Annotated in this window: 13 protein-coding genes; 5 read left to right on the top strand and 8 right to left on the bottom strand. The window is 42.3% G+C overall.

The window, feature by feature from the left end; all coding sequences use genetic code 11:
• Nucleotides 1-7: 7 nt before the first annotated feature.
• Complete coding sequence (locus F0227_RS05755) at nt 8-1,195, bottom strand: ROK family transcriptional regulator (RefSeq protein WP_171752234.1); 1,188 nt, start codon at nt 1,193-1,195, stop codon at nt 8-10.
• 268 nt (nt 1,196-1,463) lie between these two features.
• Here F0227_RS05755 and F0227_RS05750 point away from each other — a divergent pair, with 268 nt between their 5' ends.
• The 5 genes from F0227_RS05750 (at nt 1,464) to F0227_RS05730 (ending at nt 7,012) form a co-directional block, all read left to right on the top strand.
• Nucleotides 1,464-2,333, top strand: a complete 870-nt coding sequence (locus tag F0227_RS05750) for an N-acetylneuraminate lyase (RefSeq protein WP_171752233.1) — start codon at nt 1,464-1,466, stop codon at nt 2,331-2,333.
• A 67-nt stretch (nt 2,334-2,400) separates the two neighbouring features.
• A complete protein-coding gene (locus F0227_RS05745; protein ID WP_171752232.1) occupies nt 2,401-3,234 on the top strand; it encodes an SIS domain-containing protein in 834 nt (277 codons plus the stop codon).
• Between the two features lie 227 nt (nt 3,235-3,461).
• Entirely contained in the window at nt 3,462-4,622 is a 1,161-nt protein-coding gene (locus tag F0227_RS05740) for an N-acetylneuraminate epimerase (protein WP_171752231.1), read from the top strand.
• Nucleotides 4,623-4,636: 14 nt separating this feature from the next.
• A complete protein-coding gene (locus tag F0227_RS05735; RefSeq protein ID WP_171752230.1) occupies nt 4,637-5,704 on the top strand; it encodes a YjhT family mutarotase in 1,068 nt (355 codons plus the stop codon).
• Nucleotides 5,705-5,845: 141 nt separating this feature from the next.
• On the top strand, nt 5,846-7,012 hold the full coding sequence (locus F0227_RS05730) for an MFS transporter (RefSeq protein ID WP_171752229.1): 1,167 nt from the start codon (nt 5,846-5,848) through the stop codon (nt 7,010-7,012).
• Nucleotides 7,013-7,353: 341 nt separating this feature from the next.
• On the opposite strand, the gene F0227_RS05725 is transcribed toward F0227_RS05730, so the two are convergent.
• From F0227_RS05725 to F0227_RS05695, 7 genes are all read right to left on the bottom strand, one after another.
• On the bottom strand, nt 7,354-7,980 hold the full coding sequence (locus tag F0227_RS05725; RefSeq protein WP_171752228.1) for a bifunctional 4-hydroxy-2-oxoglutarate aldolase/2-dehydro-3-deoxy-phosphogluconate aldolase: 627 nt from the start codon (nt 7,978-7,980) through the stop codon (nt 7,354-7,356).
• 34 nt (nt 7,981-8,014) lie between these two features.
• Nucleotides 8,015-8,974, bottom strand: a complete 960-nt coding sequence (locus F0227_RS05720; RefSeq protein WP_171752227.1) for a sugar kinase — start codon at nt 8,972-8,974, stop codon at nt 8,015-8,017.
• Between the two features lie 10 nt (nt 8,975-8,984).
• Complete coding sequence (uxaC, locus tag F0227_RS05715) at nt 8,985-10,391, bottom strand: glucuronate isomerase (protein ID WP_171752226.1); 1,407 nt, start codon at nt 10,389-10,391, stop codon at nt 8,985-8,987.
• Nucleotides 10,392-10,401: 10 nt separating this feature from the next.
• On the bottom strand, nt 10,402-11,868 hold the full coding sequence (locus F0227_RS05710) for a fructuronate reductase (protein WP_171752225.1): 1,467 nt from the start codon (nt 11,866-11,868) through the stop codon (nt 10,402-10,404).
• A 15-nt stretch (nt 11,869-11,883) separates the two neighbouring features.
• Nucleotides 11,884-14,280, bottom strand: coding sequence for a glycoside hydrolase family 31 protein (locus F0227_RS05705; RefSeq protein ID WP_171752224.1), 2,397 nt, complete (start codon nt 14,278-14,280; stop codon nt 11,884-11,886).
• A 61-nt stretch (nt 14,281-14,341) separates the two neighbouring features.
• Nucleotides 14,342-15,643, bottom strand: coding sequence for a TRAP transporter large permease (locus F0227_RS05700; RefSeq protein WP_171752223.1), 1,302 nt, complete (start codon nt 15,641-15,643; stop codon nt 14,342-14,344).
• A 24-nt stretch (nt 15,644-15,667) separates the two neighbouring features.
• On the bottom strand, nt 15,668-16,165 hold the full coding sequence (locus F0227_RS05695; RefSeq protein WP_171752222.1) for a TRAP transporter small permease: 498 nt from the start codon (nt 16,163-16,165) through the stop codon (nt 15,668-15,670).
• Nucleotides 16,166-16,236: the final 71 nt, after the last annotated feature.

The raw sequence follows: 16,236 nt of genomic DNA, 5'->3' as shown, positions 1-16,236 counted from the left end.
GTTGAATTTATAACTTAAGGATATCGTTAAATTTACGGTTATCAACTACAAATAACGGGTAAACAGCTGCGGCATGAGCAATTGCGGTGGGAGAAATCGCTTGGAATCTCAAACGACTGTTAATGGCTGTACCATTTCTTATGGAAGGGTTGAGTTGTTGAAGTTGAGTGCTTATAAAGGTCAATACATTACTTGGTAATATACCAGCAAAAAATACGGTATTTAGATCAAGTGTATTTTCAAAAAACTGTATGGCTTTTCTTAAATAGGAGCAGGCGTCAATGAGTATCTCTTTTAGTGCTTCATTGTCATCATTCATCAACTGCTCTAACATTTCGGTAGTGTTACAAATAATGTCTTTTTGTTTAAGTTGTGAGTAGAAAGCGTGGAGAGAGAATACTTGCTCCAGGCAGCCTTTATTACCACAACTGCATGACTGTTCAAATTGCTCACAAACAGGAATATGTCCGATTTCTCCTGCATTCCCTCTGGTTCCTAAATAGGGCTGTCCATTAAGTATTAAACCTCCACCTAAGCCTAATCCACAATATATGTAGAGGAAGTTATCAGGATAGTGGGTGCGATCGAATAACAGTTGATACATAGCAGCAACGGAAGTTTCATTATTAATAAAAACCGGTTGCTTAATGCGCTTTGTTAACTCGCTTTTAAGATCGATACTTTGCCAGCCGGGGTGTGTAGTTGGCCCCTTCGAAGTAAGATCTGGAACATTGAATGGGCCAGACATCGCGATGCTGACACCAAGAAAACGTTCAGTTGGAATCATGTGTTTGGCTAGTAACGTACTGGTGTAGTGTTCCAACATTGGCATAACCACATCGGGACTCGCATAATGGCAGGTCGCGATTTGTTCATCTATGATTTCAGCTTCTAAATTGGTCAGCACCACGGTGAGTTTCTCGTGATCCAAATGAAACCCTAATGCATATACACTATTGGGCTCTATTTCAAAACCAATGGGTGGTTTTCCTCTTCCCGCATACTCGCATTTGACTTTAGTGATTAATTGACTCTTTTCTAAGCGATTAACAATATTTGTCATTCCTTGAAAGGTAATATCTAAAGCGCTTGATAGCTGGGCTTTGGTGATTTTAGGGTTGTTTCGAATGTGCTCAAGTACCAGAAGAATATTGTCTGTTTGAATTAGAGTAGTGGTGGATTGTGGTCGAAGCACGAATTACGCTCTACATAAGATGTTAAGAAATTAATTAAAGCATATTGTTTTAATTTAATTGAGTCAATTGAAGCAAAGATGTTAAGTCATTCATATAGAAGAACTGTATAATAAAAACATCAATACATTCAATTACTTATAAAATGCATTGTTATTAGGCTTACATTTTGTAGTGAAGATAATTATTTTTATTGCAATATAGATCAAAGAAAATATTTTTCATTGAAGCATAATGTCAACCTTGAGTTGAAATCGTTTCGGAGCCTAAATGCAAGGTATATATCTGCCATTAATGACGCCATTTTACCCTAATGGGGAGCTGGCTATAGATAAAATTGAAGCCATGATAGAGCATCATTTGAAGCAGGGGGTGCATGGCTTTTACATCGGTGGTAGTTCATCTGAATGTTTCATGATGACTATTGAAGAGCGGCAGCAAGTGCTTAAGATAGTTTCAAGAATAGTTAAACAGCGAGTTCCTTTAATTGCTCATGTAGGGGCAATTTCGTTTTTCGAAGTAAAGAAATTGATAGAGTGTGTCGCGGAAGAGAGCTATCAGGCCATATCGGCTACTCCACCATTTTATTACTCGTTTACCCAGCAAGAAGTTATACAACATTATAAAAATATTGCAGCGATTTCTCCGTTACCGCTTCTTTTATACAATATTCCAGCTACAACCGGAGTCAGTTTTTCACATCAAGAGCTATTTGAGTTAGCAGCGTTGAATAACGTTGTAGGTATTAAACATACCACCACCGATATGTTCTTCATTGAGCGTTTGCGAGTAAAACAACCTGATAGCATTATCTTTCATGGTGAAGATGCTATGTTGGTCAATGGGTTGCAGATGGGTGCAAGCGGCGGTATTGGTAGTACGTATAATTTAATGTCGGCTCAATTTGTAAACATTTATAACGCGATGATGGAAGGTGATGTTGAGAAAGCGATACAAGTTCAACATGGTGTCAATGAGGTCATTCAAGTATTAGTTCAAGTCGGTATATACCAAGGCATTCACTTTGCCATGAGAGAACTAGGTGTTGATTATGGCGAGTGTAGAAAGCCATTTATGCCCCTCAACGACGAGAATAAAAGACGAATGACTAAGGTGTTGGATAAAATAGAGTATAGTTAGTGTCATTGTACTGTGTACTCTGTTATTTTATCCAAGTAAATATAATGATATTAAATATGAGGCTATTGTGAATTCGCCTAAAAATCTACTGGTTCGATTGCGTTCTAACATCGAACCTTTAAGTAAAAAACTCAGATTGGTAGCTAACTATATTTTAGAAAATGCCCATGATGTGCAGTTTCAAACCATTACTGAGCTGGCCCGTAACACTGAAACCAGCGAGGCTACCGTGGTTCGCTTATGTCGTGACATGGGCTACAAAGGTTACTCAGATTTTCGTATGGCACTGGCGGTTGATATTAGCCAGGTTGCGAGTCAAACCGCGCCTCCAGTAGAAGGTGATATTTGTGATATTTCTGCTCAAGGGGCAATCGCAAGTTTGCAAGATACGGCAAAGTTGATAGACAGAAAGTCAATGAAGCGTATTTGTGAACTTATTCATCAGGCTCAATTTATTAGCTGCGTCGGGGTGGGTGCTTCGAGTATTGTTGGTCGTTACTTGGCGTTTAGGCTCTTGAGAGTCGGTAAAAAAGTAACCATGCATGAAGACACGCATTTAGCGGCAATGAATGCTGCACGATGTGTTGAAGGGGACTTGTGGATATCGGTATCCAGTTCAGGTTCTACTAAAGAGGTCATTCATGCGGCAAGCCAGGCTTATAAGCGTAATATTCCAGTGGTGACATTAACGAATATAAGTCACAGTCCTTTGTCCGCACTCTCTACCGAAATGTTAGTTGCAGCTCGTCCTGAGGGCCCTTTAACTGGTGGTGCATTCTCATCTAAGGTAGGCGCATTGTTGTTGGTTGATGTGCTGATTAACTCGTTATTGGAGATGTATCCTAACTATTCTGAGTCTGTGGTTGAAACGGCAGAGGTTGTTATGCCTCTAATGAACTAATTTCTTTTATTTATTAACCACCTACATAACAATCAGTTATTGTCTACAAAAAAACTCACTGCCAAAGGTGAGTTTTTTTAGCTAAAAAGATAAAAATAATTTTTATTGTTATCTTGATCAAAGAAATATTTTTTTATTGAACGATAATGTCCATGATCCAAAAGCAGTCGCAACATAATAAATATGCTCAAGTCATTTGAGCATAAGTAAATAAGGATATTAAGGTAATGAAAAATAGAACAAAAAACACTTTTAAAACATCTTTGGTTTGTGCTTCTTTACTCGTCAGTGCATCAAGTATGGCCGCTAATCAATGGCCAGACTTACCGGTAGGTCTTAAAAGTGGTGTAAGCGCCCAGATTGGAGACAAACTGTACGTAGGTCTTGGTTCTGCTGGCAAGTCGTTTTATATGCTCGACCTAGAGCAACGAGATAAGGGTTGGCAAAAGCAAGCGACCTTCTCTGGTCCTGCTCGTAGTGGTGCGACTGCATCGGTAGTTGGTGATGATATTTATATATTTGGTGGTTCAGGTAAGGTAAAACCAACGGATGCATCACCAATTCTGTTTGATACTGTTTATCGATATAACTCAACATCTAACTCATGGGCACAAGTTAATACAACGACTCCAGTTGGTTTGCTTGGTGCTGCATCTTACTCTCCAGATAACCACAGTATTGTTTTCTTTGGTGGTTACAACAAAGGTTATTTTGATACCTATTTATCAGACATTAATGCCACAGATAAAGCCAAACAGCCTAAAAAGTGGCAGAAAATTGTTGATGATTACATGGGTATGAAGCCTTTAGATTACAAATGGAACCGCTCAGTATTACGCTTTAAGCCAGAAACGGGTCAATGGACGGATCTTGGTTTGTCTCCATATATTCCTAATTGTGGCTCTGCTCTAGTTAATGATGGCAAAACAACCACCATTATCAGTGGAGAGATTAAGCCCGGTTTAAGAACGGCTGAAGTGAAGCAGTATCAATATGGTGCTTCTCAGCCGTGGACAAGCTTACATTCATTACCTGCACCGAAAACTCAGTCAGCACAAGAAGGTGTTGCAGGCGCATTTGCTGGTATGAGTAATGGCGCTGTAATTGTGGCTGGTGGGGCTAACTTCCATGGTGCTAAAGGTGCATTTGAAAGTGGCAATATGTTTGCTCACAACGGATTTGGTAAAGCGTTTAATCCAGAAATGTATGTACTAAAAGATGGGCTGTGGAATCAAGTTAATGATTTGCCAGAAGGCCTTGCTTATGGAGCATCTTTTACAACGAAAGATGGCGTTCTAATTGTTGGTGGTGAAAATGGTGCTCGTAAAGCAACGAAAAGTGCCTATTTACTAAGTTGGGACGGTAAAAAAGTGACCATTCAAGACTAATTTTCGGAGTGATGATGTCTGTAATATTTTCATCTTTGCCAGATTTACCTGAGGGGGTAAAAAATGGCGTTGCAGCTAGAGACGGTACTACTCTCTATGCTGGTTTGGGTAGCGCAGGGAAGCGTTTCTTTTTGCTTGATTTAGATAACCTTAGTGCTGGTTGGCAAAGATCAGCTGATTTTCCGGGAACAACAAGAAATGATGCAGTAACCATTACAGACAGCAAAGGAATATGGGTATTTTCAGGGGCAGGAACCCCTGAAAATACAAATAGTGCGCAAGTGCTAACGGATGTGTATTTCTTTGACTTTGCTGACAGAAGTTGGCGTCAGATAGAGACAGAAATTCCCGTTGGTTTACTTGGAGCAAGTGGTTGCCAAGTTTCTACAGGGAAATTTGTCTTTTTCGGTGGCTACAATAAAGCGACGTTTGATCATTTTTGCGCAAAAATGTCTCTGCTAGATGAAGAGCATGATCAGGCTGAACGGCAGTTATTGTTGTCTGAGTTTATGTCGAAAAAACCGCTAGATTATGGCTGGAACCAAGAGATCATTCAGTATGATGTTATAAATAATGAATGGTCAACATTGCAAACAAATCCCTATCAAGCTAACTGTGGTGCTGGACTCATCTGGCGTGATAATACCGTGACGTTAATTGACGGAGAGATCAAGCCGGGCCTACGAAGTACAGAAATAAAACAGTTCACATTTAATGCTGAAAATGAGATTTCATCAGCACTGTTGCCTTCTATTCAATCTGATACAGCTGAACATGAAGGGTTGGCAGGCTGCTATGCAGGTGTGCTAGATAATAAGCTTGTCGCACTTGGTGGTGCTTATTTTATCGGCAGTCAATTTAACGCTAAGCAGGGTCAATGGTACAGCCATAAAGGGTTAACTAAGCATTACAGCGACGTAATATGGTGTTTTGATAACAATCGATGGAAAGCGATTGCACACATGTCTATTGGTACAGCTTATGGCTCAACAGTGGAGAGCGAAACAGGATTAATACTTATTGGTGGTGAAGATACCAACCAAAAAGCGTTAGTAAGTTGTTATTTACTTGAATGTTCTTGATTGTATTCCCCTATTAGTACATCACTTTTCGTTTAGTACAGATATAACAACATCCCTTCACCAGCAGATGCCTAGTCAGCATTTGCTGGTGATTTTTTCAGTTAACCTTAGCCTGAATGATCAGGCATTTAGGAAGATGTAATGATACACAATCGATATGCCATTCTTACCGCTGTTGTGCTACTTCAAGCGTGTCTTGGTGGGACGTATTCTTGGTCAATCTATGATGCCGAGTTCATTCATAATTACCATGTAGATCCGGTACTTTCCACCATGCCTTTCAATGTGTTCTACATTGTTTTTCCATTAACTTTACTGTTTTCTCATCGGATCATTGCTCGAATAGGCACTCGGCTAAGTGCTCAAATTGGCATTGTGTTGTTTGCGTTTGGTTGGTCATTAGCAACATTTGGCGATATTCATTTTCTATTTACCATTTTAGGCGTTGGCGTTATTGGTGGAATAGGCGTTGGTTTAACTTATCTAGTACCAATTTTGGTTGGAATTGCTTGGTTTCCAGAGCGAGGTGGACTGATAACTGGGCTTGCTGTAGGAGGATTTGCAGCGGGTGCGGCCTTGGTCGGTGAGTTTTCAAATTACCTAATTTATGATGCTCAGTTTTCTGCGTTTACCGCATTAACTATGATTGGTGTTTTGTATTTATGTATTGGCTTTATCCCTGCTTGTTTAATGTATCGGCCAATGACAGCGTATAACGAGTCGGTAAAAGAGCAAAATGTCACCTTGATTGATTTGTTGAAAGATCCAGTATTCATTGGCCTATTTGTCGCAATGACAGTGGGGTTAACGGCCGGCTTTTTTGTTAACAGCAAAATAGTATTAATCGCTGGAGATGGTTATCTGTCAATTATGTCACTGGTAGCCATATTTGCTTTATGCAATGCCGTAGGCCGAGTGGTATGGGGGGCAATTAGTGATAGCCTTAGTGTTGAACTCTGCTTAAAAGCAAACTTGTTTCTGCAAGCTATGTCAGTATTTGGACTGCTTTGGTTATTCTCATTTGATTACTCACCAAGTTTATTGGCAGCATTTGCGGGTTTTAATTACGGTGGCGTGCTGGTGTTATACGCAACTCGTGTTCGTCAATACTGGGGAGAATCGGCGTTAACAAAAGTGTACTCATGGCTGTTTTTGTCCAATATCGTGGCAGCCATAGTAAATGGATTTTTGAGTGGCATATTCTCGGCATCTGGGGCACAAAGCGTTGCGCTAATCCTGACGGTTTTGCTTTTGGTCGGTTGTTTAGGCTTGTGGGTAAAAGGAAATAAAGAAGAGGCTTTGTGTTAACACTAAATGACGGCGTCGGTTACAGAGCCTGAGTAGGTAAAGCTAAATGAACATATAGGCGATAATATACTCAAGTAACTTCAAAATGCAGGATTCAGAGCAACATCAACAAGTTCAGTTCAAGAAAGATAATTGAAGAAATGGGCGTGTTGATGTGCTGCCAAAGGGCGAGTTTTATTGGCTCCTGCTCTGTGTTACTGATTCTTGCCGTAGAATGACTATGCCTTCAAATCAGCGCCTTGATCAGAAGCCAATAAATTCTCGCCGAACAAGCACCTTGTCGGTCACTTGAGTATATAAGGATTCGTTATCACCTATTTAACCGTGTTAATCGTTGAAAATTATGCTACCAAATTCGCAGCTTCACGTGTTAGTCGACCAATTTCGTCCCAGTTACCTTCATTGATTAACTTTTTATCAACCATCCAAGTACCGCCACAAGCAATGACTCGAGGAATGGCCAAATAGTCGTTAATATTGTTGGCGTTTATACCACCGGTTGGCATGATTTGAATATCGGTGTATGGGGCAAGAAGAGACTTCACCATGGCGATGCCACCTGAAGCTTCAGCAGGAAAAAATTTAACAGTAGTTAATCCCATTTCTAGTGCTGCCTCTACGCCAGATGGGTTATTGATGCCGGGGATAATCTCAATACCTATTTCTTGGCACGCTTTCACAGTATTTGGGTTAAAACCGGGGGAGACGACGAATGTGGCTCCCGCTTCTTTAGCGGCAAGTGCTTGCTCACGGTTGAGTACGGTCCCTGCACCAATCAGCATGTCTGGTTGGCTTTCGCTAAGTAACCGGATTGCTGCTACTGCCGCATCTGAACGAAAGGTAATTTCTGCAGCAGGTAAGCCATTTTCTGCTAGTGCCTTTCCTAAAGGAATAATATCTTCTGCACGGTCAATCGCAATCACGGGAATGACTTTCAGTTCCTTCAGCTTTTCTGTGGTTCTGTTCATGTTGCTTCCTCTAAAATAAGTGATGACTGAAGGATCAGTCTAATGTATTGAATGTACTAGTAACTGGGGTTGTCGCGTGCTGAGCAACGATAGCCCCTTGGTGTTGAATAACGGCACCTGCTAATAGATTACCGCGTTGACAACTTCGCTCTGCTGGAAGGTCAAGTAAGTAACCACTTAAAAAGCCAGCATTAAAAGAGTCACCGGCTGAAGTGGTATCGACGACATTGACCACTGGTGTTGTTTCCACCAAGAGCGCACTATCCATGGTGGAAAAATTCTGATAAAGACAACCCTCTTTTCCTAGTTTGATTACCGCCTGCTTAACTCCCGCTTTTGCAAGCCTAGATAGACATTCATGAGTTGAACTGTCCTTCCATACAACCTGTTCATCATCAAAAGTAACTAGGGCGAGAGAGCAAAATGAGAGGACTCTTTGGTAGCAACGTTGTACTGTTTGCATGTCGTCATTAGGCCACAAGGCGGGTCGATAGTTACTATCAAACGCTATCTCAACCCCTTGCATGCTTAAGGTTTCGAGTATATCTAGCAGTCGTTGACGATCTGCTTTAGGTAGAATGGCTAAACTGATACCACTTAAATACACCATGTCGACATTGTGAAGCTGAGCTATGAGTGCTTCAAAGTTAGGCTGTTGCATCATATAGCGGGCAGCTGACTGATCTCGCCAGTATAAGAAGGTTCTCTCTCCTGAATCATCTAATTGAATAAGATAGAGTCCCGGCTGGCGAGTAGGGTCGCTTAGTACCCATTGAGTATTGATATTTTCATCATGCCAGCGTTGAATAATCCCTTTACTTAAAGGGTCTGTCCCCATGGCAGTAACGTAGTTTACCTCTATATGTTGACTCGCACTGCGAGCGAGGTAAATGGCTGAGTTAAGCGTGTCACCTCCAAACGTTTGCCACATCTCAGCAAAAGGTTTGCCGTTGAGCTCAATCATACATTCGCCAATAATCGCGATTTTTTTCATATCACTGTGCCTACTTTTGGAAGTAACGCTGAGCATTACCAAAACTAATGTTCTCTACCATAGGACCAAGTAATGACATGTCATCTGGTGCTTCGCCATTTTCTACCCATTGACCCACCATCTCGCACAGTATTCTTCGGAAATACTCGTGACGTGTATAGGAAAGGAAGCTGCGAGAGTCGGTTAACATACCTACGAACTGGCTAAGTAAGCCTAGTTGCGCTAGTTGCTGCATGTGCCGTTGCATGCCATCTTTTTGATCGTTAAACCACCAACCTGAACCAAATTGAATTTTTCCTGCTACGCCACCACCTTGAAAGTTACCAATCATGGTCGCCATCATTTCGTTGTCTCTAGGGTTTAGACAATAAAGAATGGTTTTCGGCAATTGGTCGCTTTTATCCATCTCATCAAGCAGTGAAGATAACGGTAGTGCAAAGGCTCTGTCTGCGATGGAATCAAAACCTGCATCAGCGCCGAGTAATTTGAACATTCTGGTATTGTTATTTCGCTGCGCGCCAATGTGCAACTGCATGACCCAGCCAAGACGATGATATTGCTGCCCTAACCACACCTGAACAGCGCTGCTAAATTGTGCTATTTCCGTTTCATCTAGATGCTGGCCGTTTAACCGTTTGGTTAATAGATTATCGAGTTGGTTTTCTGACGGAACTGCTGCGAATCGAACAATCTCAATACCATGATCTGCGGCACGACAACCATGAGCATCAAAATGATCCAATCGGTTAGACAACGCCTGCAACAGGTCACTAAAACGAACAATGTTGATATCCGCTGCTTTTCCGAGAGCCTGCATATAGTCAGTAAAGCCATCCAGTTCAATTTTAAAGGCTTTATCTGGGCGCCAACTCGGTAAGACATCGATATCAAAACTGTCATCATTTGCGATAGCCGCATGATATTCTAATGAATCGATAGGGTCATCCGTTGTCCCTGCCATGCGCACGTTCATCTGCTGCATAATGCCACGAGCACGAAAATCAGGGGTTGCCAGTTTTTCGTTGCATTGATGCCAAATCATTTCTGCTGTTGATGGTGAAAACAATTGATCAGCGATCCCAAACGGACGACGAAGCTCCAAATGAGTCCAGTGATAAAGAGGATTGCCAAGACATTGAGGGACAGTTTTCGCCCATGCTAAATATTTATCATAGTCTGAGCTAGCACCTGTAATGAGTTGCTCTTTAATGCCCGCAGATCGCATACCACGCCATTTATAGTGATCGCCTTCTAACCAAATTTGACCCAGATTTTCAAATTGACGATTTTCGGCAATTTCTTGAGGGTTTAAATGGCAGTGATAATCAAATATCGGCTGATTCTTAGCGTATTGGTGATAAAGATGCTTTGCTGTTTCTGTGCTTAGCAAAAAGTCGTCACACATAAACTCTTTCATGCTGCTCTCCTTATAGTGACTCAACGGCTTGTTTAGCACCTTTATTTATTAAAGTGCTATAGGCATTTTCTACCGCGGTAACAAATGTGCTGTTGTTTGCTAATTCTGCTGAGAAAATCGTTTCAATGGATAGTAAAGCTTTAACCACGCTGACAGTATGACCATGCTGGTCGCATATGGCTTTTAGTGACTTGGCTAGAGGGTCTCTAACATCGATAGCTTGGCCTGTTTCATTAACCGCAGACACATAGCGCATCCAGCCAGCAATCCCCAGAGCAAGGTGAGAAAAGTCACTTCCCTGAGTGCAATGCCATTGAGCAGAGCCCAGCATGCGAGGAGGTAGTTTTTGACTACCATCCATGGCGATCTGCCATGTTTGATGTTTCAAGCTAGGGTTGCTAAAACGATCAATAAGAAGTTCTGCATAGGCTTTTAAATTTGTTCCTTCAGGCATGGTCAATGTTGTGGCCTGTTCATTCAGCATTAGATGGAATGCTGCTGCTTTATAGGCAGGGTTAGTCATGGTGTCAGAGATATGATCATACCCGCCTAAATAACCTAAATAAGCCAAGAATGAGTGGCTGCCGTTGAGCATACGTAGCTTCATCTCTTCAAAAGGAATAACGTCTTCAACAAATTCAGCACCTGCCAAATTCCATTCTGGTCGTCCTGCGACAAATTTATCCTCAATTACCCACTGGCGAAAAGGTTCGCAAGCAATGCCACATGGGTCGGCAACGCCTAACTGTTGTTCAATCTCGTTTAATGTCTCAGGTGTTGCTGCAGGTACGATGCGATCAACCATCGTACAGGGGAAGGTAACATTCGTTTCAATCCAACTTGCAAGCTCATTATCGAGTTGTTGAACATAACCCATGACCGCGGCACGAGCCACATGACCATTTTCTTGCACATTGTCGCAAGACATCACTGTAAAGGGAGTTAAGCCTCGTTCGCGACGTATACGAAGTGCTTGAACGATGTAGCCTATCGCAGAGTCTGGTTCAGTTGGATTAGCAAGATCATGAATGATCAGTGGATTGGTTTTGTCTAGCAAGCCTGTACTGGCATCTGAGCAGTACCCTTTTTCAGTGATGGTCATTGAGACAATAGCGACTTGAGGTTCAGCCATTTTTTCTAGGATCGCTTGCTTGCCATCTAAGGCCGGATGCAATGATTCGCGCACAGAACCAATTACTTTCAACTCTGTCTTTTCTGCCCCTTTTTCTGCCACAGTATATAGGTGATCTTGAGCTCTTAGCTGCTCGATTAGCGTTTCACCACCAAATAGGTTGACTTCGCAATAGCCCCAATCACTGTCAGATGTACGAGCAATTTCATCGGTAAATAGTCCCTGATGAGCTCGGTGAAATGCACCAAAGCCAAGGTGGACTATCTTCGAATGTAGACGAGAGCGTGGATAGGTTGGTGTCGCAATGCTGGTATTCAGCTCAGTATTTGAAATAGTGTTTGTCATCTTTATTACCCGTTATTATTTCAGTGTAGAGAGTGACAAAATGTCACCATTTCGGTAGATGTCGCCGTTTATCAATAAGGTTCGGTTTTCTTGCTCTGGAAGCGAGATGGTGTAATCGTTATAGGCAGGTTCGAACTGGCCTTCTGTGGTAACGGTCAATGAAATCTCGTTGTTATTGCAATCCATCTCTATGTTCAACATTAAATAATCGCCATTTAGATAAGCATGGGTTTCACCATCATCATCAAATACCGTCACTTTCGCTTTTCCATAACCCTTTATAGGGAACACTTCTAAGTTTCGTCGCGTATCTTTGCTGCGACTGGTGTGTGCCACTCGCTCACTGGTCGGCAACACCGTTCCTGCTTTTACCAACAACGGCAAACGCTCCAACGGCGCATCAAGGGTGATAGTTTGATTGGCACTAAACCATTGCTTACTATAAAAGTCGTACCAACCTTTGCCATTGTCCGGAAGATAGACATCACGCTGTCGCTGTCCCTGCTCGACAACTGAAGCAACAAGTAGCTCTTCACCGAGCATAAAGTCATCGTTCTCTACAAAGGTATTGTCGTCTGTTTCATGATCGAGGAATGTTGGACGCATCATTGGCTCGTCATCTCGGTGCGCTTTCCATAACAGGTTGTAGAGATAAGGCATCAAGCGATACCTTGTCGCCATCGCTTCACTAATAATTGGTGTGATTTCTGGGTACATCCAAGGTTCGTTTACTGTGCCGTCGTCGTTCCATGAATGAATGGTAAAACGAGGGTGCATAACGCCATTTTGAACCCAACGAGCAAACAGTTCTGGGTCTGGTTTGTCTCCTGAAAATCCGCCAACATCATGACCTAGGTTATACAGACCAGATAAACTCATCCCCAAGCCCATGCGTATGTTGTACTTCAGGCTGGTCCAGTTTGTTCTATTATCGCCACTCCAGGTCTGCACATAGCGGTTCATACCCGGACAACCTGAACGGGAAATAAGATAAGGACGAAGAGTTGGCGCATACTCAACTTGTGCTTCGTATGAGGCACGCATCATTAGCAAAGGTTGTAATGGACGGATCAATCCAATTGGAATTGATTTACCAAAGCCATGACATCTCGCAGCTTTGTCCCAAATTTCATATTCGTTGTTATCATTCCAAGTAGAATCAATACCTTTGTCCAGCAACTGCTCTTTTACGTTGTCTTGCCACCATTTGATGGCGTCTGGATTAGTAAAATCTAGGTGAGAACCGTCGGCATCCCAAAACACTGATATCTCAGGTTGGTCATATTCTGAATCCTGAATAAACAGACCTTTGTCTTTGGCCTCGTTATACATAGGGTGATCGTGCAGCAAGCAAGGTTTGATATTTGCCGCTAGCTTTAGACCAGCGCTATGAAAAACATCAGCCATTGCATTTGGATTGGGTACTTTTTGGTAGTTCCAGTTAAAGACGTAACGTTTATTTCCTATGGAGGTGTAGCCTGAAGATAATTGGAATGAGTCGCAAGGAATCCCATTGACCTCGCATTTTTCAACGAAACCTTCTAGCAGCTCTTGCGCGTTCTCTGCATCGGTATACTGCATGGTTGAACCACTGTAGCCTAAGCTCCACTTAGGACCAAATGCTGTTCCTCCAGTAAGTCGCACGAACTTTTTAGAAACATTAGCAACGGTTTTGCCAAGCATAAAGTAGAGGTCTAAATCGCCATCTTCTGCGCGATAACTACGATATTTTACGTGGTAGTTGTCCAGTTCGTTACCAAGGTCAAACCAACAGCTGGCTAAGTTATCGTAATACAAACCAAAACTTACCGACTCTTGTTGAGAGGTGATACGGGTAATATAAAACGGAATGTGTTTATACAGAGGGTCTGTTGAGCTGGCGTCATAACCCATGGCATCGAGGTTTCGCATTTCAAAACGTCGACCTGCGCGATTGAGATCGCCTGTTTTCTCACCTAAACCATAATATTGGTCGCTATCACAGCGATTCATAAAGTGTGCAACGCTATTGTCGCTCACACCAAGTTGATACGCGCCGGTTTTTCGATCGCTGGCTAAAGGTAGCCATTGATCACCGGATTTGTATTGCCATTCCATCCAGAGCGGCTGATGGAGTGTTAATCTTAGCTGTTCGGTTTCAATGCAAAGTTGTTGCTCACTATTTGTCACCGTATAGTCAGGCAGTGAAAAACCATCGGTAGAGAATTTGTCACGACCAGACCATGGAACGTCTTTTTTATCGGGGGCCACTGACCATGTGCGATCTAAGCGAAGTTCACATTTGTTTTGAAACATCACGCGAATGACGTCCTGTTCCAGTACGAAAATATGCAGCAGATGGCGATCATCGCACTGTAAATCAATGCGGTTGTTTTCTTGTTTAATGAGTTGCCACTGTTTAACTGATTTCATAAAGGGAATCCTTTAGTTGTAAATAGAGGGCGAGTGCTCTCGCCCTTGGTGCTTAATTGAATTAGTAGCCTAAAAAGAACTGTGGAAGTACAAGACTAAGTTGTGGAACAAACGTTACTAGCATGAGTGCTAACACCAGAACGGCATAAAATGGCAGAAGTGGTTTGACAACTTTGTCTATCTTCACTTTCCCTACTGAGCAGCCAATAAACAACGCACTGCCTACTGGAGGTGTACAGATACCAATACAAAGGTTAAAGGTCATCATGATGCCGAAATGAACCGGATCCATGCCTAAATCCATCGCTATTGGTAAGAAAATAGGGGTAAAAATTAACAGTGCCGGAGTCATATCCATAAAGATACCAACGATGAGTAAAATAACGTTGATGATCAATAAGATGATGATCGGATTTTCAGACACGGCTAGTAATGCGTCACTGATCATATAAGGAATATCAGCATTTGCCATCGCCCACGACATACCCATAGATGCACCGATAAGTAGCAACACAATGGAGGTGGTAACAACGGATTCTAGAATAATGCTAGGAAGTTGTTTGATGGTCACTTCACGATAAAAACCGACCGCCAAAATTAAGGTATAGACGACCGCAATTGCTGACGCTTCAGTGGCGGTAAAGATACCTGCAATAATGCCTCCCATAATGACGATAATAAGCCCTAGGCTTGGTAATGCATCAAGGGTCTTCTTAACGACTTCTGCAGATGACGGTTTGTCTGCTACAGGGTAGCCACGCTTTTTGGCAATAATGCCCGCGACAGTCATCAACCCTAACCCCATCAAAATGCCTGGAATATAACCACCTAGAAACAGAGCGCCAATTGATGTCCCACCTGAGATTAGAGAGTAGACAATAAAAGTATTGCTAGGTGGGATAAGTAGACCGGTCGGGCAAGAGGTGATGTTCACCGCGGCTGAGTATGCTGGGTCATAGCCCTCTTTTTTCTGCAATGGTGCCATGGTTCCGCCAACCGCAGCGGCAGAAGCCACGGCCGAGCCAGAAATTGCACCAAACATCATGTTGGCAAGCACATTCACGTGGGCGAGAGAGCCGGGAAGGCGGCCACCGAGAACTTTAGCAAAATTAATAAGGCGGATAGCAATACCACCTTGGTTCATGATGTTACCCGCTAAGATAAAAAACGGAATCGCTAGCAGCGCAAAGCTATCTAAGCCAGAGGCCATTTTTTGTGAGATAACGGCAATTGCAGCATCAAACGGAAGTTGTAGCAATACGGTCAGTAATGATGCAACGCCAATGGCAAAAGAGATAGGAACTCCTAAGCCAAGAAATAAAAAGAAACTACCAAATAATACAATTATAACCTGCCATTCCATCAGGCTTCTCCTTTGGTTATGGGTTTAGCCGTTGATTGGCTTGTTGATGATAGAAATATTGTTGAGTAGATCTTCAATTAAATAGATAAGCATAAAGAAACCACTAAGTGGAATTGCGGCATAAACAAGCCCCATTTCGATTCCTAAGGCTGGAGAAACTTGTCCGGTAGAGAGCGTTTTAAGCATCAGTGAACCCCCGCCATATAGCATGATGATGCCAGCAAAAAAGAGGCTAACAAGGTTGATAACAATATGAAGAACGGCTTGTTTATGAGGGTTGTGCTCCATTTTTTGGGAGATTAAGTCAATGGCTAGATGACGCTTTTTACCTAGGGTATAGGCGGCTCCCATTAAACCAACCCATATGAAGAGGAAGCGTGCAACTTCATCAGTCATAGTGCTGGGGGCGTTAAGTACATAGCGGGAAAACACTTGCCATACTACGCATATCACCAAAAAGCTACTCAGCGACACACAGAACATAGACAAGGATTTGTCCATTACGGAAATAAGTTTTTTCATTTTCTAATCCATTATTAGTTATGAATGTTTCTACCTGTCTAATCAATTTTCCTAAATACAGACAAAAAGAA

This window comes from Vibrio sp. 99-8-1 (genome assembly GCF_013114595.1).
Lineage (GTDB): Bacteria > Pseudomonadota > Gammaproteobacteria > Enterobacterales > Vibrionaceae > Vibrio.
The sequence above is the reverse complement of the archived record's forward strand: the minus strand, read 5'-3'. Positions and strand labels throughout refer to the sequence as shown.